The sequence below is a fragment of the Pseudomonas sp. Y5-11 genome, from assembly GCF_022368695.1.
Classification (GTDB): domain Bacteria; phylum Pseudomonadota; class Gammaproteobacteria; order Pseudomonadales; family Pseudomonadaceae; genus Aquipseudomonas; species Aquipseudomonas parakoreensis.
Genome location: NZ_CP058974.1, coordinates 4,162,401 through 4,187,421, shown reverse-complemented (window position 1 = coordinate 4,187,421; position 25,021 = coordinate 4,162,401). Strand labels below are relative to the sequence as shown.

At 62.1% G+C, this 25,021-nt stretch carries 19 protein-coding genes; 6 read left to right on the top strand and 13 right to left on the bottom strand.

Annotation, left to right across the window (positions count from 1 at the left end; genetic code table 11):
- Positions 1-140: 140 nt before the first annotated feature.
- Complete coding sequence (locus HXW87_RS18355; protein WP_095669224.1) at positions 141-389, bottom strand: DUF3203 family protein; 249 nt, start codon at positions 387-389, stop codon at positions 141-143.
- A gap of 122 nt (positions 390-511) precedes the next feature.
- On the opposite strand from HXW87_RS18355, the gene HXW87_RS18350 reads away from it, so the two are divergent.
- Positions 512-1,024, top strand: coding sequence for an MgtC/SapB family protein (locus HXW87_RS18350; protein WP_121185272.1), 513 nt, complete (start codon positions 512-514; stop codon positions 1,022-1,024).
- 115 nt (positions 1,025-1,139) lie between these two features.
- Here HXW87_RS18350 and HXW87_RS18345 read toward each other — a convergent pair whose 3' ends face one another.
- Positions 1,140-1,298 (bottom strand): hypothetical protein, encoded by a 159-nt coding sequence (locus tag HXW87_RS18345; protein WP_003224520.1) that lies wholly within the window; start codon positions 1,296-1,298, stop codon positions 1,140-1,142.
- 217 nt (positions 1,299-1,515) lie between these two features.
- On the opposite strand from HXW87_RS18345, the gene HXW87_RS18340 reads away from it, so the two are divergent.
- The 3 genes from HXW87_RS18340 to glgB all read left to right on the top strand — a co-directional run bounded on the left by HXW87_RS18340 (position 1,516) and on the right by glgB (position 9,245).
- Positions 1,516-3,513 (top strand): alpha-1,4-glucan--maltose-1-phosphate maltosyltransferase, encoded by a 1,998-nt coding sequence (locus tag HXW87_RS18340; RefSeq protein WP_239777241.1) that lies wholly within the window; start codon positions 1,516-1,518, stop codon positions 3,511-3,513.
- Between the two features lie 156 nt (positions 3,514-3,669).
- The gene (gene treS / locus HXW87_RS18335; RefSeq protein ID WP_239777240.1) at positions 3,670-7,011 is read left to right on the top strand and encodes a maltose alpha-D-glucosyltransferase; all 3,342 of its coding nucleotides are present in this window, start codon (positions 3,670-3,672) and stop codon (positions 7,009-7,011) included.
- Between the two features lie 2 nt (positions 7,012-7,013).
- Complete coding sequence (gene glgB, locus HXW87_RS18330; RefSeq protein WP_121185278.1) at positions 7,014-9,245, top strand: 1,4-alpha-glucan branching protein GlgB; 2,232 nt, start codon at positions 7,014-7,016, stop codon at positions 9,243-9,245.
- Positions 9,246-9,392: 147 nt separating this feature from the next.
- Here glgB and HXW87_RS18325 read toward each other — a convergent pair whose 3' ends face one another.
- Positions 9,393-10,175, bottom strand: a complete 783-nt coding sequence (locus HXW87_RS18325) for an endonuclease/exonuclease/phosphatase family protein (protein WP_095669223.1) — start codon at positions 10,173-10,175, stop codon at positions 9,393-9,395.
- A gap of 542 nt (positions 10,176-10,717) precedes the next feature.
- On the opposite strand from HXW87_RS18325, the gene HXW87_RS18320 reads away from it, so the two are divergent.
- Both HXW87_RS18320 and HXW87_RS18315 read left to right on the top strand, forming a co-directional pair.
- Positions 10,718-11,089: a DUF6124 family protein gene (locus HXW87_RS18320; RefSeq protein ID WP_239777231.1), complete on the top strand. Its 372-nt coding sequence runs from the start codon at positions 10,718-10,720 to the stop codon at positions 11,087-11,089.
- 144 nt (positions 11,090-11,233) lie between these two features.
- Positions 11,234-11,593 carry a DUF6124 family protein gene (locus HXW87_RS18315; RefSeq protein WP_239779169.1) on the top strand — a complete coding sequence of 120 codons (360 nt, stop codon included), beginning with the start codon at positions 11,234-11,236 and terminating at the stop codon, positions 11,591-11,593.
- A gap of 56 nt (positions 11,594-11,649) precedes the next feature.
- Here HXW87_RS18315 and HXW87_RS18310 read toward each other — a convergent pair whose 3' ends face one another.
- The 10 genes from HXW87_RS18310 to treZ all read right to left on the bottom strand — a co-directional run bounded on the left by HXW87_RS18310 (position 11,650) and on the right by treZ (position 25,008).
- Positions 11,650-12,408: a PIG-L family deacetylase gene (locus HXW87_RS18310; protein ID WP_047294177.1), complete on the bottom strand. Its 759-nt coding sequence runs from the start codon at positions 12,406-12,408 to the stop codon at positions 11,650-11,652.
- A 157-nt stretch (positions 12,409-12,565) separates the two neighbouring features.
- Positions 12,566-13,252, bottom strand: a complete 687-nt coding sequence (locus HXW87_RS18305; RefSeq protein WP_041067035.1) for a glycosyltransferase — start codon at positions 13,250-13,252, stop codon at positions 12,566-12,568.
- Positions 13,249-13,848: an SAM-dependent methyltransferase gene (locus HXW87_RS18300; protein WP_239777229.1), complete on the bottom strand. Its 600-nt coding sequence runs from the start codon at positions 13,846-13,848 to the stop codon at positions 13,249-13,251. The genes HXW87_RS18305 and HXW87_RS18300 overlap by 4 nt, the downstream gene beginning before the upstream one ends.
- Positions 13,845-14,618: a PIG-L deacetylase family protein gene (locus tag HXW87_RS18295; RefSeq protein ID WP_047294181.1), complete on the bottom strand. Its 774-nt coding sequence runs from the start codon at positions 14,616-14,618 to the stop codon at positions 13,845-13,847. Before HXW87_RS18295 ends, HXW87_RS18300 begins: the two co-directional genes overlap by 4 nt.
- On the bottom strand, positions 14,615-15,613 hold the full coding sequence (locus HXW87_RS18290; protein WP_182400959.1) for an acyl-CoA dehydrogenase family protein: 999 nt from the start codon (positions 15,611-15,613) through the stop codon (positions 14,615-14,617). The genes HXW87_RS18295 and HXW87_RS18290 overlap by 4 nt, the downstream gene beginning before the upstream one ends.
- A gap of 1 nt (position 15,614) precedes the next feature.
- On the bottom strand, positions 15,615-17,774 hold the full coding sequence (gene glgX / locus HXW87_RS18285; RefSeq protein ID WP_047294185.1) for a glycogen debranching protein GlgX: 2,160 nt from the start codon (positions 17,772-17,774) through the stop codon (positions 15,615-15,617).
- A gap of 243 nt (positions 17,775-18,017) precedes the next feature.
- Positions 18,018-18,338 carry a DUF2934 domain-containing protein gene (locus HXW87_RS18280; RefSeq protein WP_047294188.1) on the bottom strand — a complete coding sequence of 107 codons (321 nt, stop codon included), beginning with the start codon at positions 18,336-18,338 and terminating at the stop codon, positions 18,018-18,020.
- 27 nt (positions 18,339-18,365) lie between these two features.
- Positions 18,366-21,134, bottom strand: coding sequence for a malto-oligosyltrehalose synthase (locus tag HXW87_RS18275; RefSeq protein ID WP_239777228.1), 2,769 nt, complete (start codon positions 21,132-21,134; stop codon positions 18,366-18,368).
- Positions 21,131-23,209, bottom strand: coding sequence for a 4-alpha-glucanotransferase (gene malQ / locus HXW87_RS18270; RefSeq protein ID WP_047294192.1), 2,079 nt, complete (start codon positions 23,207-23,209; stop codon positions 21,131-21,133). Before malQ ends, HXW87_RS18275 begins: the two co-directional genes overlap by 4 nt.
- A complete protein-coding gene (treZ, locus tag HXW87_RS18265; protein ID WP_239777226.1) occupies positions 23,206-25,008 on the bottom strand; it encodes a malto-oligosyltrehalose trehalohydrolase in 1,803 nt (600 codons plus the stop codon). Before treZ ends, malQ begins: the two co-directional genes overlap by 4 nt.
- Between the last annotated feature and the right edge of the window lie 13 nt (positions 25,009-25,021).

The following is a 25,021-nucleotide window of genomic DNA, read 5'->3' as shown; positions in this document are numbered from 1 at the left end:
TGCATAACAGACTCAGCTATTTGAATAAAAAGCGGATCAGATGGCGTCTGAGCGACGCCCTGCGACAACTTGAAGCAGCCCGCAGACGCAGGCGCAAACGCCTATCGCAGGCGTCTGCACCCAGTGTTGATCAGGGTCAGTCAAATCACCGAATCACTGTCGTCAGCCTTTAGATGCTTGCGGCCGTCTTTCGCGCCAGCGACGGTCAAGGCATCCGCCTCTGCTTCAGTGATGTAAACGCGCCGGTTTTCAATTTCCACGAACGACATGGCTTTTTCGCTATCCGTTTTGACTTCCAGGGTGTCGCAGATACGAATTTCTTCGCCATTTTCGACGGTGAAAAAACACACTTTTGATTCGGGGTTGGATTCATCGATTCGAACGGGCATGAGGCTGTCCTTTTTTCATGGGTACCTGAGAGGTTAGGGCGCGCGCGGGGCCGATCGTTCTGCGCAACTGATTAATGGTCGCCGCTGTCCATGCACTAACGACAAATAAAAAGGACGGAGCGATGAACGCCTGGTGGGATGAAGTGTGGGAAACGCTGCAAGCGGAGTTCGCCGACATCGGCGACGCTTCGCAACTGACGCGCATCACCGTGCGTCTGCTGATGGCCGCCGTGCTGGGCGGAATTCTCGGTTTTGAACGTGAACACAAAGGCAAGGCCGCCGGGGTACGTACGCACATGCTGGTGGCACTTGGCGCGGCGCTGTTCGTGCTGGTGCCGCAAACCAGCGGGGCGGAGTCCGATGCGATGAGCCGGGTGTTGCAGGGCGTGATCGCCGGCATCGGTTTTCTCGGCGCCGGAACCATCCTGAAAAACAAGGAAGGCGATGAGGGCCATGTCAAAGGGCTGACCACTGCAGCCGGATTGTGGATGACGGCGGCGATCGGCGTGGCGACCGGGTTGGGCAAGGAGGCGACGGCACTGCTCAGTACCCTGTTGGCACTGGGGATTTTCAGCGTAATGCCGCGGGTGGTCAGGTTGTTCGAGAAAGAAGGCGAGAAAAACCAGCATCTGTGAACACCGCGAACAACCTGTAGGAGCTGCCGCAGGCTGCGATCTTTTGACTTTGATTTTTAAAAACAAGATCAAAAGATCGCAGCCTGCGGCAGCTCCTACAGGGGGGGCGTGCTGCTCAGACGATGACGGGCGGCATTGTCGTCGGCGGTTCTTCCTTCGGCGGTGGCGTGGTGCCTGGGGGTTCCTGCTCGGGAATCGGCTGCGGCTCGGTCTCGGGCAAGGTGGGTTTGTCGATGTTCGGATCAGGCGTTTCTGCCGGGATCGGGATGTTCATCTGTAGACCTCCGTGTGGCACATGGCGTGAGAAGTGCTTAAGTGGATTGACCACCTGCTGGCGAATTCGATCCGCTTTTTTGCCCAGGCAAATCCCTGTGAACTTTTCCCCGCGCCGGTCGCTCGGAACCTAAGTGAGTTCATGTCGGGGCCGGTGCCTCCTTGTGGACACGGATCCGGCACAAGAGCGTCCTTGGGGCGTAAAGGAGAGAGGCTCGATGTCCGCTGAAAAACCTTCAGAGCAGAGCTATAACCCGCATATGCCGCTGTCGCAGGCGTTACTGCTGCCGCGCATCGTGATCGAAAACACCATGCCGACCCTCGACGGCGGGCAGTTTGCCGTCAAGTCGATCGTCGAGCGTGACGTGATCGTCACCAGCAAAGTCTTTGCCGACGGCCACGACAAGCTGGCGGTGCGCATCCGTTGGCGCGCGGAGGGCGAAGAGAGCTGGCACAGCGAAGTGATGAGCGAGCTGGGCAACAACAGTTGGCAGGGGCAGTTTCGTCCCGAACGCCAGGGTCGCTACCTGTATTGCATCGAAGCGTGGATCGATCACTTCGCCAGTTTCCAGTACGAACTGGAGAAAAAGCACAATGCCGCCGTCCCGGTGTCGCTCGAACTGCAGGAAGGCCGCACCATGGTGCAACAGGCCGCCGAGCGCAGCGACGGTCAGCTCAGCGAACAACTCGCCGCACTGCACCATGAATTGTCCGGCCTGCTCGAAACCGAGCAGGTGGCGTTGTTTCTGCACTCGCGCAGTGCGCAGTTGATGGCGCAGGCCGATCACCGCGCCTATCTGAGCCTGAGCGCCGAATTCCCGGTGGACGTCGAACGGGAGCTGGCCGAGTTTGCCAGTTGGTATGAGCTGTTTCCGCGCTCGATCACCGATGATCCCAACCGTCACGGCACGTTCAACGACGTACACGCGCGTCTGCCGATGATTCAGGACATGGGTTTTGACGTGCTGTACTTCACGCCGATTCACCCCATCGGCCGCGCCCACCGCAAGGGCCGCAACAATTCCCTCACCGCAGGTCCCGATGATCCCGGTAGTCCGTACGCGATCGGAAGCGAGGAGGGTGGCCATGAGGCGATTCACTCGCAGCTCGGTACTCGCGAAGACTTCCGCCGACTGGTGGCCGCTGCCGCTGAGCATGGTCTGGAAATCGCCCTCGATTTTGCCATTCAGTGTTCCCAGGATCACCCGTGGCTCAAGCAGCATCCGGGCTGGTTCAACTGGCGCCCGGACGGCACGATCAAGTACGCGGAGAACCCGCCGAAGAAATACCAGGACATCGTCAACGTCGACTTCTATGCGCCGGACGCGATCCCCAGTCTGTGGGTCGAGCTGCGCGATATCGTGGTCGGCTGGGTCAACGAAGGCGTGAAGATCTTTCGCGTCGACAATCCGCACACCAAGCCGCTGCCGTTCTGGCAATGGCTGATTGCCGATGTGCGGGCACTGCACCCGGAAGTGATTTTCCTCGCCGAGGCGTTCACCACGCCGGCGATGATGGCGCGTCTGGGCAAGGTCGGGTACAGCCAGAGCTACACCTATTTCACTTGGCGTAACACCAAGTCCGAGTTGGCGACCTACTTCACTGAGCTCAACCAGTCGCCATGGCGTGAATGCTATCGGCCGAACTTCTTCGTCAATACGCCGGACATCAACCCGGCGTTCCTGCATGAGTCGGGGCGTCCGGGCTTTTTGATTCGCGCGGCGCTGGCGACCATGGGTTCGGGCCTGTGGGGCATGTATTCCGGTTATGAACTGTGCGAATCGGCACCGGTGCCGGGCAAGGAGGAATACCTTGATTCGGAGAAGTACGAGATCCGCGTCCGCGACTTCAATGCGCCGGGCAACATCATTGCCGAAATTGCCCAGCTCAATCGCATCCGCCGGCAGAACCCGGCGCTGCACACGCACCTGGGCCTGAAAATCTACAACGCCTGGAACGACAACATTCTGTACTTCGGCAAGCGCAGCTTCGACGGCAGCAATTTCATTCTGGTGGCGGTGAGCCTCGATCCGCACAACGTGCAGGAAGCCAATTTCGAATTGCCGCTGTGGGAGATGGGCCTGCCCGACGACGCAACCACCCACGGTGAAGACTTGATGAACGGGCATCGCTGGGACTGGCACGGCAAGTATCAGTTCATGCGCATCGATCCGGCGTACCAGCCGTTCGGGATATGGCGGATTACTGCCGCGTAAGACAGACACCGACCCGTGTAGGAGCTGCCGAAGGCTGCGATCTTTTGCCTTTGATTTTTTAGAAGCAAGATCAACAGATCGCAGCCTTCGGCAGCTCCTACAGAAGTATCAGCACGATCACATTATGTGCAGAGACGAATTTTTCAGGAGTTTCACATGGCGAAGAAACCCAAGGCAGCCACCTTCATCAAAGACCCGCTCTGGTACAAGGATGCGGTGATCTATCAAGTTCACGTCAAATCGTTTTTCGACTCCAACAATGACGGGATCGGCGACTTTCCCGGCCTGATCGCCAAACTCGACTACATCGCCGAACTCGGCGTCAACACCATCTGGCTGTTGCCGTTCTACCCGTCGCCACGCCGCGATGACGGTTACGACATCGCCGAATACCGCGGCGTGCACAGCGACTACGGGACCATGGCCGACGCCAAGCGCTTCATCGCCGAGGCGCACAAACGTGGCTTGCGGGTGATCACCGAGCTGGTCATCAACCACACCTCCGATCAGCACCCGTGGTTCCAGCGGGCGCGCAAGGCCAAACCCGGCTCGGCGGCGCGGGACTTCTATGTGTGGTCGGATGACGATCAGAAGTACGACGGCACCCGGATCATCTTTCTCGACACTGAAAAGTCCAACTGGACCTGGGACCCGGTCGCCGGCCAATACTTCTGGCACCGCTTTTATTCGCACCAGCCCGATCTGAATTTCGACAATCCGCAAGTGATGAAAGCCGTGCTGTCGGTGATGCGCTACTGGCTGGACATGGGCATCGACGGTCTGCGTCTCGACGCCATTCCGTACCTGATCGAGCGCGACGGCACCAATAACGAAAATCTGCCCGAGACCCACGACGTCCTCAAGCAGATCCGTGCCGAGATCGACGCCAATTACCCTGACCGCATGCTGCTGGCCGAGGCCAACCAATGGCCGGAAGACACTCAGCTGTACTTCGGCGACACCGATGCCGAAGGCGTCAACGGTGACGAATGCCACATGGCCTTTCACTTCCCGCTGATGCCGCGCATGTACATGGCGCTGGCCCAGGAAGATCGCTTCCCGATCACCGACATTCTGCGGCAAACCCCGGAGATTCCTGCCAATTGCCAGTGGGCAATCTTCCTGCGCAACCACGATGAGCTCACGCTGGAGATGGTCACCGACAAGGAGCGCGACTACCTGTGGAACTACTACGCCGCTGACCGTCGCGCGCGGATCAACCTCGGCATTCGTCGACGTCTGGCGCCGTTGATGGAGCGAGACCGCCGCCGCGTAGAACTGCTCAATAGCCTGCTGCTGTCGATGCCCGGCACGCCGACCCTGTATTACGGCGATGAAATCGGCATGGGCGACAACATCTACCTCGGCGACCGCGACGGCGTGCGCACGCCGATGCAATGGTCGATCGACCGCAACGGCGGTTTTTCCCGGGCCGACCCGGCAAGCCTGGTGCTGCCACCGATCATGGACCCGCAATACGGTTACCTGTCGGTCAACGTCGAAACCCAGGCCGGCGATCCGCATTCGCTGCTCAACTGGACCCGACGCATGCTCGCCGTGCGCAAGCAGTCCAAGGCTTTCGGGCGCGGCACGCTGAAGATGCTCTCGCCGAGCAACCGGCGCATCCTGGCCTACACCCGCGAGTTCACCGACGCCGACGGCAAACACGAAATCATTCTCTGCGTGGCCAACGTCTCGCGCAGCGCGCAAGCGGCGGAGCTGGATCTTTCTGCGTACGTCGGCATGGTCCCGGTGGAGATGCTCGGCGGCAACGCGTTCCCGCCCATCGGCCAGTTGAACTTCCTGCTGACCCTGGCACCGTACGGCTTCTATTGGTTCGCCCTCGCGGCGGAAAACCAGATGCCGAGCTGGCACGTCGAACCGGCGCAGAGCCTGCCCGACTTCACCACGCTGGTGCTGAAAAAACGCATGGAAGAACTGCTCGAAGCACCGACCCGCAACACGCTGGAGCAGAGCATCTTGCCGAGCTGGCTGCAGAACCGCCGCTGGTTCGCCGGGAAGGACACGGCCATCGAGAAAGTCAATCTGGCCTACGGCGTGCGCTTCGGCGATGCCCAGCATCCGGTGCTGCTCAGTGAGATCGAAGTCACCAGCGCCGGGCAGACCAGCCGCTATCAACTGCCGTTCGGGTTTATCTCGGAAGACCAGGTCGGGGCGGCGCTGCCGCAGCAATTGGCTTTGTCCCGGGTACGCCGCGGACGTCAGGTGGGGCTGATCACTGATGCGTTCAGCCTCGAAACGTTTGTGCACGCCGTGCTGCAAGGCATGCAGAGCAGCACCGTGCTCAACTCCGAGCAGGGCGAGATCCGTTTCGCACCGACTGCGCAGCTGGAAAAACTTGGCCTCGGCGCTGAATCCGAGGTGCGTTATCTGTCGGCTGAGCAGTCGAACAGTTCGGTGGTGATCGGCAACAGCCTGGTGCTGAAACTGATCCGCAAAGTCGCCTCGGGGGTGCATCCGGAACTGGAAATGAGCGCCTACCTGACCGAGGCCGGGTTCGAGAATATCTCGCCGCTGTTGGGTTCGGTGATTCGTCGTGATGCCCAGGGCGAAGACAATCTGCTGATGATCGCCCAAGGCTATCTGAGCAATCAGGGTGATGCGTGGGAATGGACGCAGAACAACCTCGAACGGGCGCTGCGCGATGAACTGGCCGACGCCATGTCCGAGCAGGAACAGCATTACAACGCCCTCGGCGAGCTCAAGGACTTTGCCGGCATGCTCGGCCAGCGTCTGGGCGAAATGCATCAAGTGCTCGCGGCGCCGAGCGACAATCCCGATTTCGCCCCGCAAATCACCAGCGCCAAGGACGCCCAAGCCACCGGCAAGGACGTTGCGGCGCAGGTCGAGCATGCGCTGAAGCTGCTCAAGCAACATCAAAGTCATCTGAGCGCGGCGGATCAGAAAATGGTCGCGCGGCTGCTGGACAACAAAAAAATCATCCTCGGCCATGTGCAGGAACTCGCACAGAAAGCCGTGGGCGGCTTGCGTATTCGTGTGCATGGCGACTTGCACCTGGGCCAGGTGCTGGTGATCAAGGGCGATGCCTATCTGATCGACTTCGAAGGTGAACCGGCGCGGCCGCTGCACGAGCGGCGCGGCAAACACAGTCCGTACAAGGACGTCAGCGGCGTGCTGCGATCCTTCGATTACGCGGCGGCCATGACCATCAACGTGCATAACGTCGATCACAGTGCGGAGTCGGAAGCGGCCCGGCATCGGGTCGCCGAGCGCTACCTGCGTGAGGCGCGCGAGGCATTTGTTCAGGCATATCGCCAAGCGGCGGCTAGTCTTGATCATGCCTGGCAGGATCCTGCGGGTGCCGACGCAGCGCTGGCGCTGTTCGGCCTGGAGAAGGCGGCCTATGAAGTGGCCTATGAAGCCGAAAATCGCCCCACGTGGCTGCCCGTGCCGTTGCACGGTTTGTATGGGTTATTGACGGGGCTTAAACCCTTTTCCGATCTTGGTGGAGAGTAGTCATGAGTGTCTCGAACAAGGAACAGGGTCACGCTAAAGAAGCGTTATTGCCGACGGCGCAAGACATCGACGCGTTGGTACGTGCGGAACATCGCGACCCGTTTTCCATTCTCGGCCCGCACGGTGATGGTGCCGGCGGGCAGTTCATCCGCGCCTATTTGCCGGGTGCGTTGAAAGTTGAAGTGCTGGACAAGGACAGTGGTGAAGAACGTGGCGAACTGACCGCCACGGAAACCCCGGGGCTGTTTGTCGGGCACTTCGCCCAGGCCCGGCCCTATCTGCTGCGCACGCGCTGGGCCGGCGGCGAGCAAGTGGCGGAAGATCCCTATAGCTTTGGTCAGTTGCTCGGCGAAATGGATTTGTATCTGTTCGCCGAAGGCAATCACCGCGATCTGAGCAGTTGCCTCGGCGCCCAGCTGCAAACCGTCGATGGCGTCGATGGTGTGCGTTTCGCTGTGTGGGCACCGAATGCCCGGCGCGTCTCGGTGGTCGGCGATTTCAACGTCTGGGACGGGCGCCGCCATCCGATGCGCCTGCGCCATCCATCCGGGGTCTGGGAGTTGTTCATTCCGCGCCTGCAGGCGGGGGAGTTGTACAAGTACGAGATCCTCGGCGCCCACGGCATTCTGCCGCTGAAGGCTGACCCGATGGCGCTGGCCACCAGCCTGCCGCCGGACACCGCGTCGAAAGTCGCCGCGCCGCTGCAAGTCGACTGGCAGGATCAGGAATGGATGAGCGGTCGTCGCGAACGGCAACAGCATTCGCAGCCGCTGTCGATCTATGAGCTGCACGCCGGATCGTGGCAGTGTGAACTGGACGATCTGGGCGAAGTCGCCCGGCAGTACACCTGGCCGGAGCTGGCCGAGCGGCTGATTCCTTACGTCAAGGAACTGGGCTTCACCCACATCGAACTGATGCCGATCATGGAACACCCGTTTGGCGGTTCGTGGGGCTATCAACTGCTCTCGCAATTCGCCCCGAGCGCGCGATACGGCACACCCGAGCAGTTCGGCGAGTTCGTCAACGCCTGTCACCAGGCCGGAATCGGGGTGATTCTCGACTGGGTACCGGCGCATTTCCCCACCGATACCCATGGCCTGGCGCAGTTCGACGGCACGGCGTTGTACGAATATGGCAACCCGCTGGAAGGCTTCCATCAGGACTGGGACACGCTGATCTACAACCTGGGGCGCACCGAAGTGCACGGCTACATGCTGGCATCGGCACTGCACTGGTTGAAGCACTTTCACGTGGATGGCCTGCGCGTCGATGCGGTGGCCTCGATGCTCTACCGCGACTATTCGCGCAAGGCCGGCGAGTGGATTCCGAACCGCCACGGCGGGCGCGAGAACCTCGAGGCGATCGATTTCCTCCGCCACTTGAACGATGTGGTCGAGCTGGAGGCGCCGGGGGCGCTGGTGATTGCCGAAGAGTCCACCGCTTGGCCGGGCGTCAGCCAGAGCACCCAGCAGGGTGGCCTCGGTTTCGCTTACAAATGGAACATGGGCTGGATGCACGATTCGCTGCACTACATTCAGCAGGATCCGGTGTACCGCGCGCATCACCACAATGAATTGAGTTTCGGCCTGGTTTACGCCTGGTCCGAGCGCTTCATCCTGCCGATTTCCCACGACGAAGTGGTGCACGGCAAGCACTCGTTGATCGACAAAATGCCCGGCGACCGCTGGCAGAAATTTGCCAACCTGCGCGCCTATCTGAGTTTCATGTGGACCCACCCGGGCAAGAAGCTGCTGTTCATGGGCTGCGAATTTGGCCAATGGCGCGAGTGGAACCATGATCAGCAACTGGACTGGTACCTGCTGCAATACTCGGAACACAAAGGCGTGCAGAAACTGGTCGGCGACCTCAACCGGTTGTATCGCGAAGAACCGGCGCTGCACGATCAGGACGACGCGCCGCAGGGCTTCCAGTGGTTAATCGGTGATGACGCGATCAACAGCGTGTACGCGTGGCTGCGCTGGAGCAAAGACGGCAAACCGGTGCTGGTGGTCGCCAACTTCACCCCGGTGCCGCGTCAGTCGTACCGCGTCGGCGTGCCGTTTGCCGGACGCTGGAATGAACTGCTCAACAGCGATGCCGACACCTACGCCGGGTCCAACTATGGCAATGGCGGCGGGGCGTTTACCGAAGAAGTGCCGAGCCATGGGCAGTCGCTGTCGCTGGAACTGAATCTGCCGCCGCTGGCGGTGTTGATTCTCAAGCCGGAGGGCTAGTCCAGCCACCGCTAAACCTGTGGGAGCGGGCTTGTCCGCGAAGAGGTCGGAACATTCAACATCTCTGTTGCCTGATCCGCCGTCATCGCGGGCAAGCCTGCTCCCACAGGCGTTTTCGGTGTTCCGGGGATCGCTGCCGCAGCAGGATTACAGGTGCACTTCCACCGCCAGTGGCAAGTGGTCCGACAAATGTGTCCACGGTTTGTTGCCGAGGATCTGCGGGTCGTGGCTGCTGGCATTGCGCAGATAGATGCGGTCCAGGCGCAACAGTGGAAAACGCGCTGGATAGGTCTTGGCCGGACGGCCATGGTGGCGTTCGAACGCTTCGTGCAGGTAATCACGGCGGGCGAGGGCGACATTGCCTTGCAATTGCCAGTCGTTGAAGTCGCCGGCAATGATCACCGGCGCGTCCTCGGGCAAGGATTCGAGCAACTGGCAAAGCAGTTGCAACTGCAACTGGCGATGGCTTTCCAGCAAACTCAAATGCACGCAGATGGCGTGGACTTCGGCGTGGCCCGGTACGTCCAGCACGCAGTGCAGCAGGCCTCTGCGCTCGGGGCCGGTGATCGACACGTCGAGGTTGCGGTATTCGCGGATCGGGTATTTTGACAGCAGGGCATTGCCGTGATGGCCATCGGGGTACACCGCGTTGCGTCCGTAGGCAAAATCGCTCCACATGCTGTCGGCAAGAAATTCGTATTGCGAGGTTTGTGGCCATTCGTTGTAACGGTTGGAATGGCGCTCGTGTTCGCCCACGACCTCCTGGAGAAACACCAGATCGGCCGAGGTGCTGCGCACCGCTTCGCGCAGTTCCGGCAAGATGAAGCGCCGATTGAGGGCGGTGAAGCCCTTGTGGGTATTGACCGTCAGCACGCGCAGGCGATGAATGACGGGGGCGTCGACGGCGTGACGCTCGGGATCGCTGGACACGTTCACTCCTCTGAAAAAACGGCTTCCTGTTCATGCGACTGGTCTGTGCGCGGGCAGTTCCTTCCAGATGCCTCAGGCCGTAACACAAATCACCCTTGCCGCCAGAAAACCGGTGGGAGCGAGCCTGCTCGCGAAAGCGGCCTGCCAGACAAAATCAAAACAACAGAGCAAACCCCGCACATAAACATAACCGCGCAACCACGTTTAAAGTACACGAACCGTTACGCCATACCGGCTACAACGCCTTGCGCCGTTACCTACGTGTACGCCAGAATCCGCCGGCTTACACGGCTATGCGTTGGGCTTATCGTTTCCCTGTCACTGGAAAACAGTGATCGGGTTTGGTAGCCCATTTCGGTACGGTCGTATGGCGTCACCTTATGCAACCTCTTTTTGGGGCTCAGTTTTATGGTGGGCATGCGTGGGGCTCATTCGTGAGCGCCGGGTTCCGTATCGACCGGTCTACCAACCCGCGCATGGCCGCCACCCATCGTTTGGTAGCGAGGGTGATGGCTCCTATTTCTCGATACGGAGTTTCATCCATGTTCAAAGCCACACCCAATCCCCCGGACGCCTCAATCCCGTACGACCCGGCCCTCGACCCGCAGAAGATAAAAGCGGTCACCGACCGCGCCATCAATTTCTACCTCAACCCCGGCGCCCTGAAGATCTCGATCCCTTTAGCCTCATCACGCAAATCCAGCAGAATCTTCCTCATCGACCCCACCGTGGACGAGGAAACCTTGCTCGTCGAAGCCTGCGAATCATTAGCCGCCGCCAGTGACATGGCCCGGGACATCAGCGACGTCGCCGACCATCCACAGCGCCGGGCCATGCTGATGCTGCATCAGGTGATCATGCTCAGTGAACTGATGGTCAACCGAGTCCTGGACGGCCGCCGCGTGCCGAACTAACTGCCCGGCCCTCTGTAGGAGCTGCCGAAGGCTGCGATCTTTTGATCTTGTTTTTTTAAAAGCAACATCAAAAGATCGCAGCCTGCGGCAGCTCCTACAGAGACTCATTCTTTCAAAGTGCCTCGATCGGAGTTCCAACTGATGATGCCCGAAACCACCCCCAATCCACCCGCTACAGACCCGGTATCACCCTACGAATCCCTCAACTCCAGAAAACTCCACGAAGCTGCCGAACGCGCCCTCGACCACTACCTCGCGCCCGCGCAGATCATGGCAACGCCGTACACCCCCAGCAGCATGTTCCTGGTCAACCCGCAAACCGATACCGAATCGCTGCTGGCCAACGCCTGCGAGTCCCTGGCCTCGGCCACGATGATGCTCGGTGATTTCGCCGGCACGCTCGAAGGGCCGAGCCGTCATACGGTGTTGGGCATCGCGCAGGTGGTGATGCTGGGGGAGCTGGCGGTGAATCGGGCACTGGATAATGTGGTGCCAAAGGAATAGGCGCCGGCAGTACTGGCCTCTTCGCGAGCAAGCCCGCTCCCACAGGGAAAAGTGTTTCAGATGAGCACGATTTCGTACGGCAAGCGCATGCGCTCGAGGATCACCCGCGGCAGCATCGGCGCAATGCCGATCGCCGGTTCGCCCTTGAGCTGGCTGGCATAGGCGTGGGTGGCGTGACTTTTGCGCGCCACGGTCCAGGTGTCGAGTCGCAGTTTGCGCGCACGTTCCCAGGGAATCAGATTCTGCTCGCGTTCCGGCCAGTGCCAGGCCCAGACCGGCACGTCATGGAAGGTCGCGCCGACTTGCGCAGCCGCTTGGGCACTGGCACGGCCGACCGCTTCATGGTCGTCGTTGCTGTCGTTGCGCCAGGTGCTGAACACCACGTCGCCGGGGCGCAGGTAGCGCGCGATGAAGTGGGTGATGTCAGCCTCGCAGTCGAGCAGCGCATTGTCGGTAAAACCGCCGCGCACCCATTTCAGACTGTGCATCGGCAGGCCGAGCCGGCGCAGGGCCTCGACGCTTTCCTGGGGACGGAATACGCTCAGGCGTTTTTCCGACCATTGTCGTGAACCCGGATGGCTGGCGCTGCCGTCGGTGATCGACAACAGTTGCAGCGGATGACCGAGGCTGGAGAGCAATTGCAGAAGCCCGCCACAGGTCACCACTTCATCACCCGGATGCGGGGCGACGACGACGGCGCGAGCGCCGGGGGGAACGAGGCTGTGGGTGTTGATGACGGGAATGTTGTCCAGCTGCGGGGCGCTGTTCCATATCTGCGCCGGCAGCGAGTGTTCGCTGAGGAATAACGGTTTCATGGGTATTACGTCCTTGTTGTCTCTGGCCCTCAGTCGTGCAGACACCGTGGAAAACCAGGTGCGCGCGACCCGTGAAGGCGGATGAATTGCCGTGCGTCGCTCCGAACCCTGGATTGCCGCGCAGCAGAGTATTGCTCATGAAAGTCGATTCGTCGCGTCACAGATCAATCTGATCCGCTTTTTTTATGTCTATCTGTACCATTTTCCGCAAGTAATCACCGAATCCGCCCCGGGCTCGGCTGTCCAGACGGGCGCTGGTGTGCACTTGCGGGCGATGGCTCCAGGCGATGTCGGCACCGGACAGCTCCAGTTGCCGCACCAGTTGGACATCTTCATCGCAGGCCAAAGGTTTGAAACCCCCGGCCCAACGATAGGCGTCTGCGCTGATTCCAAGGTTGGCACCGTGAATGTGCCGATGCCCGTCACGCGCCTGATAGTGGCTGTGATAGCGGATTTGCGCGGCTTCGTCGAACGATTGATCCCAGTGTTCGACGGTTACCGTGCCGCATACCGCGTCGGCGCCCAGGCCCAACTGCGCCACCAGCCAGTCGTCGGCCACGCGGCTGTCGGCGTCGGAGCAGGAGATCCAGCGTGCACCACGCTCCAGCAAAACCTGCGCGCCGGCGGCACGGGCCTGGCCGACGTTGCGAGCGTCAATGTGCAGACTCAGCACCGGAAAGCCGCTGACAATCTGTGCCGACCGGTCGGTACAACTGTCGAGCACCACCAGCACCTCCACCGGTTCGCCGGCCAGCAGTCCGTGTTTGCTGGCGCGCAGGGCGGCTGTCAGGCACTGCTCGAGCAAGTCTTCTTCGTTGTGCGCGGGAATCAGAATGCCAATCATCGCAGGCCCTCCAGTGCGGCCACCGAGCGCGGCTCGCGGCTCCAGACCTCAAGGATGAAGTCGGCTTCCTGATGCAGCGCCAGACGCGGCAGCGGCAATTGTTCGTGAATCAGGTCATGCACCTGGCGGGCATTGAGCGGGCAGCCGTCGATGGGCGGGCGCCAGTGGCAAGCGAGCAATTGCCCGTCTGCGGTCAGGGAATCGCTGATGCGCCGGATCACGTCTGTCAGATCCTGGGCATCGAGGTAGTAGCCGATTTCGCTTAATACAATCAGGTCGAATTTTTCTTCCGGCCAGTCGCCGGGCAGGCGACTCTGGCGGACTTCGGCGTGGTCGAACAGGCTCAATCGGCTGCGCGCCAGATTCACCGCCGCGCTGGCAGTGTCGCAACACAGCAGGCGGTCGCAGCGGCCAGCCAGTTCGGCACTCAATTCACCATTGGCGCATCCGGGTTCGAAGATCGCCCGATAATGCGCGCGGGGCAGGGCCGCGAGGGTGATCGCGCGTTTGCGTTGTTCGTACCAGCGCTCGCGAAACGCCCAAGGGTCATCGCTGGTGCGGAACAAGCCTTCGAAGTAGCGATCATCGACACTCACAGGAACACCACTTCGAAAGGTTGCAGCAGCCGATCCAGCACGTAGGGCGCCAGCACCGGTTGCAGCCCGGCTTGCGGGTCGCCTTCCAGTTGGCTGGCAAAGGCATGCACCGCGTGCCGTTTGCGCGCCACTTGCTCGGGTGATAACAGGATTTTGCGTGCGCGCTGCCACGGCACCGCGGCGTCTTCGGGGGAGGCCCAGTGCCAGGTCCATACCGGCAGTTCGTGGCAGGTGGCGCCGACCCGGCGTGCGGCCTCGATACTGGCACGGCCGGCGGCTTCGTGATCGCAATGGCCGTCCTCGCACCAAGTGCTGAACACCACATCGCCGGGGCGCAGATGGCGTTCGATGAACGCGACCAGCGACGTTTCATCCTCGGCCACCTGGCTGTCGCTGAAACCGCCGCGCAGCCATTTCATCCGGTGCAGGGGCACGCCGAGGCGGCGCAGGGCTTCCGCCGATTCCTGCGGCCGCACCACGCTCAGACGTTCGACCGGCCAGCGCTCGGAGCCGGGATGACTGGCGCTGCCATCGGTGACCGAGATCAGTTGCAACTGCCGCCCGGCGGCGGCCAGCAACTGCAGCATCCCGCCGCAGCCGAGCACTTCGTCGTCCGGGTGCGGCGCGACAATCACCGCCCGCGCGCCCGGTGGCACCAGACTGAGGACATCGACGCTGTCCAGCGCCGCCAGGTGCCGGGAATGCTGCCATTGCAGCAGAGACGTGCCTTGGTGGCCGATGATCGGATCGGGTTTGTTCGCGACATTCATAGCGTCCACGCCTCCTCAGGGTATTCGGCCAGCGCTTGGCCGAGCGCGGCAAGGTCACGCTCGGCATGGCTCTGACGCAGGAACACCGGCAGATCGGCGTTCAACCGGGCGAAGTGTCGATCCTTGCAGAATGGCCCCGCGCCCAGCGCCCGACCGGTCTCGCGCATCACTTGCTCAGCCGATTGCTCGACCACGGCGCGAGCACGCCGGGCTAACAGTTCGGCATCGGCTTCGGGATGCGCATCGATGTGCAGCGCACTGAAACGCAGCACATTCGCCGCTGCGTACAACGCCGCATCGACCGCACCGAGGTGGGCGAGGGCGTGTGGCTCCTGGCGTTGCGCGCAGTGTTGCCGCAGTGCCTCGGCGATCTGCCGCGCCGCGCCGTACCAGCACGCCGCGATGCCGATCCCGCCTTGCCAGAAACCCGGACGTTTCTGGTAGTCGCCGGGTTCGCCGATGGCCTGGGCTTCGGCGCCGTCGAACAACACTTCGACGCTGCCGGTGGCACCCATGCCGACCGCTTGCCAGCCCTGATCGGTGATGGTCACGCCCGGTTGATCAAGCGCCACCGCCACCAGTTGCTGACGATCTTCGGCGTCCCACGCGGTGAGCAGCGCATGGCTGAGCACCGCCGCCCCGGAACACCAGGCCTTGCGCCCGTCGAGACGCACCATGTGCCCGGCCGGTCGCACGTGCACCCGCGCCTGCGGCGGTTCAGCGGCCCACATGCCCCAGGTGCTGCCCGGCGTGGGCGTACCCCCCAGCTGTTCGATGATCGCCAGTGCGTCGGTGTGGCCTTCGTAGAGTTTGCACAAGCCCAAGTCGTGTCCGCCGACTTCGGCCAGACGCTGAAAACGCTCCAGCGTAAGGCCGCTGCCCGGTAACGGCAGTTGATCCAGCCCGGCTTCGACCAACGCCCGCAGGCAGTGGCCGAGGGCGGCGGTGTCGGCGTAGTCCGGCGGGCGGCGCGCCAGATAGTGTTGCAGGTCCATATCAGTCTTCTTCTTCGCGTTGCAGTTCGAACAGCAGCAGCGAACGGCCGGTGACCGAGTATTCATGGCCGAACTCGAAGCGCTCCTGACCGCGAATGGCCGGTTGATTGGTATCGATCATGCAGGTCCAGAAACTGCCTTCGGGCACTTCCGGCAGGCTGAAATTGACGATGTCGTGATGGGCGTTGACCACCAGCAGCAGCGTCGCGTCGGCACCCTTGCGGCGGATCCCGGTCTCCTGCGCACGGCCATCGAGCAGCATGCCCAGGCAACGGTTATGCGCGTCATGCCAGTGTTCGGTGGTCATCTCGGTGCCATCCGGCGCCAGCCAGGTGACGTCCTTGACGCCAATGTCCTCGTTGTATTCGCCGACCAGGAAGCGCCCACGCCGCAGGATCGGATATGCCATGCGCAACTTGATCAGGCGCTTGACGAACTTGAGCAGCGCCTTGCCATCCTCGCTCAGGTCCCAGTTGACCCAGCCGATCTCGCTGTCCTGGCAATAGGCGTTGTTGTTGCCGTCCTGCGTGCGGGCGAACTCGTCGCCGGCAACGATCATCGGCGTGCCCTGCGACAGCAGCAGCGTGGCGAAGAAGTTGCGCATCTGCCGGTGGCGCAGCGCGTTGATCTCCGGATCGTCAGTCGGGCCTTCGACGCCGTGGTTCCACGACAGGTTGTTGTTGCTGCCGTCCTGGTTGTTCTCGTCGTTGGCCTCGTTGTGCTTGTCGTTGTACGACACCAGATCGTTGAGGGTGAAACCGTCGTGGGCGGTGATGAAATTCACCGACGAATACGGCCGTCGCCCACGCTGGTTAAACATCTCGCCGGACGCGGTCATGCGGCTGGCGAAGTCGGCAACCTGGCCGTCGTCGCCTTTCCAGAACGCGCGCACGGTGTCGCGGAATTTGTCGTTCCACTCGACCCAGCCCGGCGGGAAGTGGCCGACCTGATAGCCACCGGGGCCGCAGTCCCATGGCTCGGCGATCATTTTCACCTGGCGCAGTACCGGGTCCTGACGGCAGGCGACGAGGAAACTGTGGCGTTCGTCGAAACCGTCGTGATAACGCCCGAGAATCGTCGCCAGGTCGAAGCGGAAACCGTCGACATGCATTTCGCTGGCCCAGTAACGCAGCGAGTCGGTGACCATCTGCAGCACGCACGGGTGGCTCAGGTCGAGGGTGTTACCGGTGCCGGAATCGTTGATGTAGTAGCGCTTGTCGTCCGGCATCAACCGGTAATACGAGGCGTTGTCGATACCGCGCATCGACAGGGTCGGGCCTTGTTCGTTGCCCTCGGCGGTGTGGTTGTAGACCACGTCGAGGATCACTTCCAGATTGGCCTCGTGCAGGTGCGCGACCATCTCCTTGAACTCGGCGATCTTGCCGCTGGCCAGATAGCGCGGGTCGGGGGCGAAGAAGGCGATGCTGTTGTAGCCCCAGTAGTTGGTCATGCCCTTGTGCAGCAGGTGCTGGTCATTGACGAACGCGTGAATCGGCAGCAGTTCCACCGACGACACGCCGAGTTTGCGGATGTGTTCGAGCACATCATCGACCATCAACCCGGCGAAGGTGCCACGCACGTTCTCCGGCACCGACGGATGACGCATGCTGATGCCGCGTACGTGGGTTTCATAAATGATCGTCTTGTCCCACGGCACGCTGACGCGATGGTCGTTGCCCCAGGTGTGCGCCGGGTCGATGACCTTGCATTTGGGCACGAACGGCGCACTGTCGCGCTCATCGAAACTGAGGTCGGCGTCGGGGTGGCCGATGGTGTAGCCGAACAGCGCCTCTGACCATTTCAACTCGCCAACCAGTTGCTTGGCGTAGGGGTCGATCAGCAGTTTGTTGTGGTTGAAGCGGTGGCCGTTGGCCGGGTCATACGGGCCATAGACGCGGTAGCCGTAGATCAGCCCCGGGTGGGCGTCGGGCAGGTAACCGTGGTAGATCTCGTCGGTGTATTCCGGCAGTTCGATACGTTCGAGTTCAACTTCGCCGGCGTCGTCGAAGATGCACAACTCAACCTTGGTGGCATTGGCGGAAAACAGCGCAAAGTTGACCCCCAGACCATCCCAGGTCGCACCGAGCGGGAAGGGCAGGCCTTCACGGATTCTCGACGGTTCAGCGTGCGCTGCGGGCTCGGCTTTTTTTGGACTGGTCATGATTGCTCCTGCAAAACGGGTTGGTTCGAATAATCAACGGTGGGAAAAGAATCTGTGGTGAGGGGATTTATCCCCGATGGGTCGCGCAGCGGCCCTGTGACTGCTTTGCAGCCGATCGGGGATAAATCCCCTCACCACAGACATCTCTCCCTGACAGGGGTTATTGGGTTTTTTAAGGACGAGTTGTCCCTGCGTGGCGGGTGAACCCGCCACACGGTCATTCAGTTCAACAATCCGGGTGTGTCAGTTGGCCGGGGGCTTGCGTGGGGCGCGGGGCTTTTTCTCGGCGGCTTTTTCACCCGGCGGGACGACTTTGGCGGCGCCTGCCGGTTTGGCCTTGGCGGCCGCTGGCGCCTTGGGCTTGGCCGCCGGAGCCTTGCTGTCGGTGCCTTTGCCGGCGGTCTTGCTGCCCGCCGCTTTCGGCGCTTTCTTCGGCGCCAAAGCCTCGGCTTCAGCCAGTTTGCGCGCCATCTCCCAGTGGCGTGCTTCATGACCTTCAGGTTTGCCCTCTGATTCCCAGATCTGATAGGCGAACTCGCGGATGCGTTTATCGTCGGTACTCATCGCAATGCTCCTGAACTGAACTCGTCGTTACGTAAAGAGTTGGATAAACAGATTGACCGGGATATCCCCCAGCGCGGCGCTGACGTTCAGCTCCCTGTTTTTTGTGACTGCGCTGCTGTGAAAAAGTCCCTTCAGGTTTGTGTCGGAGGCGGCGAACGGTAAAACCACCCGCGTATCGCCCCAGCGCAGCGCATCAACTTGAGGGACAGCACCGTTTTCCAGCAGCGTCGCGCAGCGCACCGGGACGATCACGATGGCGTACATCCCCTCAAGCTCACGGGCAAACGCGAGCACGTTGTGCGCCTGGCTGCCCAGTACCTCCAGGGCCTGGTACGCGCCGCGCCGGAACAGCTCGGCGTGTTCGACGCGCTGGTTCAGCACCTCGGCGATCAGCGCTTGCTTGATACGGCCGTCACGCCAGTTCGCCAGCAACGTCTCGACTTCAACACGTTCATGCAGGGCCTGCTCGCGAGCGGCGTAATCCACCGGCCGGCGGTTGTCCGGATCGACCAGGCTGAAATCCCAGAACTCGTTGCCCTGATACAGATCCGGCACCCCCGGCACCGTCATGCGCAGCAAGGTTTGCGCCAGACTGTTGAGGGCGCCGGCCGCAGCGATGCTGTTGACGGTCTTGCTCAGCGCGGCGCGCAGCAGCTCGCCCGCTTCACCGGTGAGCAGGCGTTGAGTGAACGCCTGCGCAGCGTTTTCATAGGCTTCATTCGGCGCACTCCAACTGCTTTGCAGCTTGGCTTCGCGCAGGGCTTTCTGCTGCCATTGCCAGATCCGCTCGGCGTAATCGGCCAAGCCGGCCTGATCGTCATCGCGCAAGTGCAGCGGCCAACTGCCGAGCAGGGCTTGATAGAGGATCAGTTCATCAGCGGACGAGGGCTGTTGATCATCGTCACGCAGCGGACGTGCGAGGGCGCGCCACAACTCGACCTGTTCGGCGTACCAGTGGCTGCGCTCGCTGAGCACCGCCAGCCGCGCACGGGTGTCCTCGCCGCGTTTGTGGTCATGGGTGGCGGTGGCCAGCAAGTTGTCGGGAAACGCCTCCATGCGCTGTTGATTGATCGCGTGGAAGTCACTCAGCGGTGCGCTGAACTGTTCGGTGTTGTAGCCGACGTCGTTGCGCGACAGCAGCACCGCCGAGCGGTACAGCGCGGTGTCTTCCACGGCTTTGGCCGCCGCTGGGGAGGTCAGTTGCTGGAAGCGTACGCAGGCGTGCTTGAGAATCTTGCGCGAGCGTCCGCGCGGTGTGTGCCGCCACGGCGTGCCACCGAGCCATGTGGCCACGCAGTCGAGCACGGGCCAGTCGCCTTCGCTCAGGGTCTGCCGGGCGCCGTTCATGGCTTGCTGGAAGAAGTGTTCATCCTGCGCCGAGCGACCGAGGGCGCTGATGTAGGTGCGATACACCGGGAAATGCACGATCAGCGCCTGCAACACACGGCGAATCGCGCCGAGGGTCAGGTCGCGGGTCATCAGGTCGTCCCGGGCAACCTGCAGCAGCGCCTGAGCGACGCTTTCGAAGTCGCTGGCCAGCGAGCCATTGAGAATCTGCTGGCGCGCCAGTTGCGCTTCTTCGATGAACGCCGCCGGACGCTCGGTACGTCGCTGCCACAGATCGCCGAGGACGTGTTCGCCATCGGGGTCGTGTTGCAGCAACGAGAGCTGATTCATGAACTCGTAACCGGTGCTGCCATCCACCGCCCAATCGGTGCGCAGCGTTTCGCCTTCACCGAGAATCTTCTCGACGTAGATCGGCAAGTGCCGTCCCGGCGCGAGCAAGTCGAGGCGCCGCCGCAACTTGCGGCAATAGCCACGCGGGTCGGCGAGGCCGTCGATGTGGTCGATGCGCAAACCGTCGACCAGCCCTTCGGCGATCAACTGGAAAATCTTGCCGTGAGTCGCTTCGAACACCGCCGGGCGTTCGACACGCAGGCCGCCGAGTTCGTTGATGTCGAAAAAGCGCCGCCAGTTGATGTCATCCGCTGCGGTGCGCCAACTGGCCAGACGGTAGCTCTGGTGTTCGAGCAATTGATGCAGCTTGTCGAAACCTTCGGCAGTGGTGGAATCGTAATGCGCGAGACTTTCCTTGATCGCGGCGAAGATCTGCGGATCGCTTGCCAGCTCCTTCAATTCAGCTTTGAGCGGCATCGCCAGCGCATGCGCGTCGTTCTGGTAGCTCAACGCAGTGAAACGATCAGCCAGTGACTTCAGCGTCTCAATGGGTTTGAGCAGTTCACCGTAGTCATTCGGGCAGATCGGGAAGCGGTGTTCGTAATGCTCGACGTAAAAGCGCCCTTGCTGTGCGTCGAAGTGCAGTTTCAGCGTGCCTTCCTGCAACGCGACGCCGTAATCGCTGCCGAGAAACGGCAGCAGCAACTGGCCTTCCATCAACGGATCCGGCGAGTGCCACTGGATGTCGAAGAACTCGCCGTAAGGGCTGAGTCGGCCCCATTCCAGCAGGTCGAGCCACCACGGGTTGTCCCCGCCGCCGACGGCCATGTGGTTGGAGACGATGTCGAGGATCAGCCCCATGTTGTGTTCGCGCAGGGTGCTGACCAGACGCCGCAGCGCCGGTTCGCCGCCGAGTTCGGGATTGACCTGGGTCGGGTCGACCACGTCATAGCCGTGCATCGAGCCGGCGCGGGCCGCGAGCAGCGGTGAGGCGTAGAGGTGGCTGATGCCGAGGCGGGCAAAATACGGCACCAGCGACACCGCGTGTTCCAACGTGAAACCCTTGTGAAATTGCAGGCGCAGGGTGGCGCGCAGGGGCTGGATGAGCGTCTGGTTCATTGGTCACGCTCGGCAGCTTGCAGGCGGGCACAGGCCAGCAGTTCCAGACGCCGCGCAGCATCGGTGCCGTCGAGCAATGCTTCGCTGTTGCCGGGCAGGCGCCGCGACCAGTTCGGATGGCTGTCGATGGTACCCGGCAGGTTGGCTTGTTCGTCGATGCCCAGCGCATCCTCCAGCGGCAGCAACACCAGCGGCGCGCGGGTGTGGCCAAGGAAACGCACGCTGGCGTCCACCACCTGATCGGCTTCGTGGGACTCTTCGCGAAAGTTCTGCGGGTCCTGACTCAGGGCTCCGCGCAGGCCTTCGCGTTCGCGCTGGCGATGACGGCGCCAGTCGATTTCACCGTTGGCATCGACAAAGCCCAGGCGCGCATTCCAGTCGATGTCACGGCCGTGCCACCAACCGTTGAGCGTCGGCAAATCGTGGGTGCTGGTAGTCGCCAGCGCGTTGTCCGGCCAGTCGAGGATCGGCTTGAAACGGGTGTTGTCCTGTTCAAACAACAGCACGCGCATGCCGAGAATCGAACGTGCGCTGAGCTTTTCCCGCAGCCCCTCGGGCACCGTGCCGAGGTCTTCGCCGAGGACGATGGCCTGATGCCGATGGGATTCGAGGGTCAGCAGACGCAGCAGGTCGTCGAACGGGTAATACAGATAAGCGCCATCGGCCGGAGCGGCGCCATTGGGGATCACCCACAGGCGTTGCAGGCCCATCACATGATCGATGCGCAGTCCGCCGGCATGGGCGAAGTTGGCCCGGAGCATGTCGATGAACGCGCGAAATCCATTACGGACCAGGCCCTCGGGCGAGAACGCGGATATCCCCCAGCCCTGACCGGAGCGGTTGAGGATGTCCGGCGGCGCACCCACGGTGAGCGAGGCCAGCAATTCATCCTGAAAGCTCCAGGCCTGACTGCCGGCGCCGTCGGCACCGACCGCGAGGTCGGCGATCAGGCCGATGCCCATGCCGGCGCTACGGGCAGCCGTCTGCGCGCGCTCCAGGCAGCGGTGGATCAGCCATTGGCAGAAGGCGAAGTAACCGATGCGTTCGGCGTATTCCTCGGCAAAGGCTTCAAGGGCGGCACCGCGCGGGTCGTGCCAGTGTTCCGGCCATTCGCGCCAGTCGAGGCTTTCGCCACGGGCGGCGCGCATTTCCTGAATCGCTTCGAAGCGGCAGTGGTTTTCCAGCGCTTCGCCACCGGCATGACGGAAACTGGCGAAGTCCGGGTGCAACGGATGTTCGCCGGCGACAAAACCATCGTACAAGGCTTGCAGCAATGCCTGTTTGGCGTTGGCGGCGGTCGGCCAGTCGATCAGTTTCGAATCTTCCAGTTGGCGAAATTGTTCCGCCAGCCCGCTGGCGTCGATCGCATCGCGCAAGGCCCGTTCGCCAAGGATGGCGCCCGGTGCGGCATACAGGGGGTTGAGAAACAGACGGCTGGAGGGCGAATAAGGGCTGTAGCGCCCGGTGTCGGCGCTGAACATCGCGTGCAACGGACTGATCGCCAGCGCATCGGCGCCGCGTTCGCCGGCTACACGAGCCAGTTCCTCCAGTGCCTGGGTGTCACCAAAGCCGCAGTCGCCGGGGCGACGCAGACTGTACAGCTGCGCACTCAGGCCCCAGACGCGAGGGATCGGGTTGTCCACCGCATCGCCCACGCTGAAGCAGCGCTCGGGGGCCACGGCCAGAGTGAAATACTGATCGGCGATATGGACCTGCTGATACCCGACCGGGATCAAGCCGGGCAGTTTCGCTTCGGCGTCGAGTTTGAGGTTGAGGCGGGAACCGTCTTCGAGGTGGATTTCGCAAGGCGTCTCGGGCTCGAAATAGCGAGCCAGATCAACGCCGACCCCGACATCGGCGGTCAACAGCGGTGGCAAGTGACGATCTTGCTGTACTTGTTGCAGTTGCAGCAGGCTGGCATCGATTTCCTGCGCGGTGTTGGCCGGATGACCCAGCCCGGTAAGAACGTTGCGCAGCACCGCCGGGGCGACTTTCTGCGGGCGGCCGTTGGCGTCGATCCAGTCGACGGCGAGGCCGGCGCGGCTTGCGAGTATTTCCAGTTGCGCATCGCTCATAGGCGCTCTCCATCCAGAGGTTGCAAGGGGGTTGCGGCCGTGAGGCTGACAAGCGCGCAATACGCGGGCAGTTGGCCCGGTTCCGACAGGGCAACGGCGGGCGGTTGCTGAAACAGCCACACAGCGTCGCTCTGTGCTGGGTTGACCACTGGCGTGTCGCTGAGGTTCAGGTCAATTCGCAGCTCACTGCCATCGCCCAGGCGCCAGCGCGCACTGACTGCGCCACGCCCGAGCATGTGCGCCCCGAGCGCCTGAGTGCCGGACAGGTTGGGAATGATGTATTGATGGCGCAATTGCAGCAGGCGTCGGTACAGCGCGAGGGTTTCCTGCTGTTTTGCGCTGCCGCTGCCGATCAAGCGTGGCTGTGAGGCGTGGAAGGTCTGTTCGGCATTCGGATCGGGAATTTTTTCGCGCTGGTGCGGATCGGTGAAGGCGCTGAACGCGGCGAACTCATTGCGCCGACCTTCGCGCACCAGATCCGCCAATTCACCGTGGTGGCTGGTGAAGAACAGGAACGGTTGCTCGGCGGCGAATTCATCGCCCATGAACATCAGCGGGATCATCGGTGACAGCAGTAACAGCACAGTGGCGGCCTGCACGGCGCGTGGGTCGGCCAATTGATGCAGGCGTTCGCCGAAGGCGCGGTTGCCGATCTGGTCGTGGTTCTGCAGGAACAGGATGAAAGCGGTCGAGGGCAGGTGTTCGCTCGGCTCGCCGCGAGGTTCGCCGTGGCGGGTGATGTGGCCTTGAAACACGAAGCCCTGGCTCAGGCAGCGGGCCAGTTGCTCAGTGGGTTGCAGCGCATAGTCAGCGTAATAGGCATCGGTTTCGCCGGTCAGCAGCACGTGCAGGGCGTTGTGCCCGTCGTCGTTCCACTGGGCGTCGTAATCCTCTTCGAGCAGACTCGACTGGTTGAGCTCGTTTTCCACGGTCAGCCAGACGTGACGCGACGGATCGATCTGTTGCCGGATGCGTTGTGCCAGCTCCGGCAGGAAATCCGGGCTTTCGATCGCGTGCACTGCGTCCAGGCGCAGACCGTCGAAACGGTATTCGAGCACCCACATCAGCGCATTTTCGATAAAGAAGTCCCGCACTTCACGGCGGCGGAAGTCGATCGCCGCCCCCCAAGGCGTGTGCTTGTCCTCGCGGAAGAAGCCTTTGGCGTAGCGACCGAGGTAATTGCCGTCAGGGCCGAAGTGGTTGTAGACCACGTCGAGAATCACTGCCAGCCCGTGGCCGTGGGCGCTGTCGATCAGGTGTTTGAGTTGTTCCGGGGTGCCATAGGAGGCTTGCGGTGCGAAAGGCAGTACGCCGTCGTAACCCCAGTTGCGGGTACCGGGAAATTGCGCGACAGGCATCAGTTCGATGGCGGTAATCCCCAGCTCGACCAGACGTGCCAAATGCTGCTCGACTTCCGCAAAACCGCCGAGTGCGCCGACGTGCAGCTCGTAGATCACCGCTTCGCTCCACGGCCGGCCGTGCCAGGTGGTGTGCCGCCATTCGTAGGCCAGCGGATCGACCACCACGCTGTGACGGTCAAGATCACCGTCCTGAGCACGGGAGGCCGGGTCGGGCACCTCCAGTTCACCGTCGATGTTGAAGCGGTAGCGGGTGCCCGCCGGGCACCGGGCCTTGATCACGAACCAGCCATCGCCCCGCGGCAACATCGGCAGGGACTGGCCGTCTTCAAGTTCGACACTGACGTAAAACGCATCCGGTGCCCACAGCGCAAACTGAGTGTGTTCGGCGTCCTGCATGATCGCGCCGTGGGGCCAGTTTTCTTGGGTCCGTAACGGCATCGTGAAAGCTCCT

Excerpts from the sequence above, each read along its gene's own strand:
- HXW87_RS18355 (WP_095669224.1), bottom strand. The coding sequence starts at position 389 with ATGCCCGTTCGAATCGATGAATCCAACCCCGAATCAAAAGTGTGTTTT.
- HXW87_RS18350 (WP_121185272.1), top strand. The coding sequence starts at position 512 with ATGAACGCCTGGTGGGATGAAGTGTGGGAAACGCTGCAAGCGGAGTTC.
- HXW87_RS18345 (WP_003224520.1), bottom strand. The coding sequence starts at position 1,298 with ATGAACATCCCGATCCCGGCAGAAACGCCTGATCCGAACATCGACAAA.
- HXW87_RS18340 (WP_239777241.1), top strand. The coding sequence starts at position 1,516 with ATGTCCGCTGAAAAACCTTCAGAGCAGAGCTATAACCCGCATATGCCG.
- treS (WP_239777240.1), top strand. The coding sequence starts at position 3,670 with ATGGCGAAGAAACCCAAGGCAGCCACCTTCATCAAAGACCCGCTCTGG.
- glgB (WP_121185278.1), top strand. The coding sequence starts at position 7,014 with ATGAGTGTCTCGAACAAGGAACAGGGTCACGCTAAAGAAGCGTTATTG.
- HXW87_RS18320 (WP_239777231.1), top strand. The coding sequence starts at position 10,718 with ATGTTCAAAGCCACACCCAATCCCCCGGACGCCTCAATCCCGTACGAC.
- HXW87_RS18315 (WP_239779169.1), top strand. The coding sequence starts at position 11,234 with ATGCCCGAAACCACCCCCAATCCACCCGCTACAGACCCGGTATCACCC.
- HXW87_RS18310 (WP_047294177.1), bottom strand. The coding sequence starts at position 12,408 with ATGAAACCGTTATTCCTCAGCGAACACTCGCTGCCGGCGCAGATATGG.
- HXW87_RS18305 (WP_041067035.1), bottom strand. The coding sequence starts at position 13,252 with ATGATTGGCATTCTGATTCCCGCGCACAACGAAGAAGACTTGCTCGAG.
- HXW87_RS18295 (WP_047294181.1), bottom strand. The coding sequence starts at position 14,618 with ATGAATGTCGCGAACAAACCCGATCCGATCATCGGCCACCAAGGCACG.
- HXW87_RS18290 (WP_182400959.1), bottom strand. The coding sequence starts at position 15,613 with ATGGACCTGCAACACTATCTGGCGCGCCGCCCGCCGGACTACGCCGAC.
- glgX (WP_047294185.1), bottom strand. The coding sequence starts at position 17,774 with ATGACCAGTCCAAAAAAAGCCGAGCCCGCAGCGCACGCTGAACCGTCG.
- HXW87_RS18280 (WP_047294188.1), bottom strand. The coding sequence starts at position 18,338 with ATGAGTACCGACGATAAACGCATCCGCGAGTTCGCCTATCAGATCTGG.
- HXW87_RS18275 (WP_239777228.1), bottom strand. The coding sequence starts at position 21,134 with ATGAACCAGACGCTCATCCAGCCCCTGCGCGCCACCCTGCGCCTGCAA.
- malQ (WP_047294192.1), bottom strand. The coding sequence starts at position 23,209 with ATGAGCGATGCGCAACTGGAAATACTCGCAAGCCGCGCCGGCCTCGCC.
- treZ (WP_239777226.1), bottom strand. The coding sequence starts at position 25,008 with ATGCCGTTACGGACCCAAGAAAACTGGCCCCACGGCGCGATCATGCAG.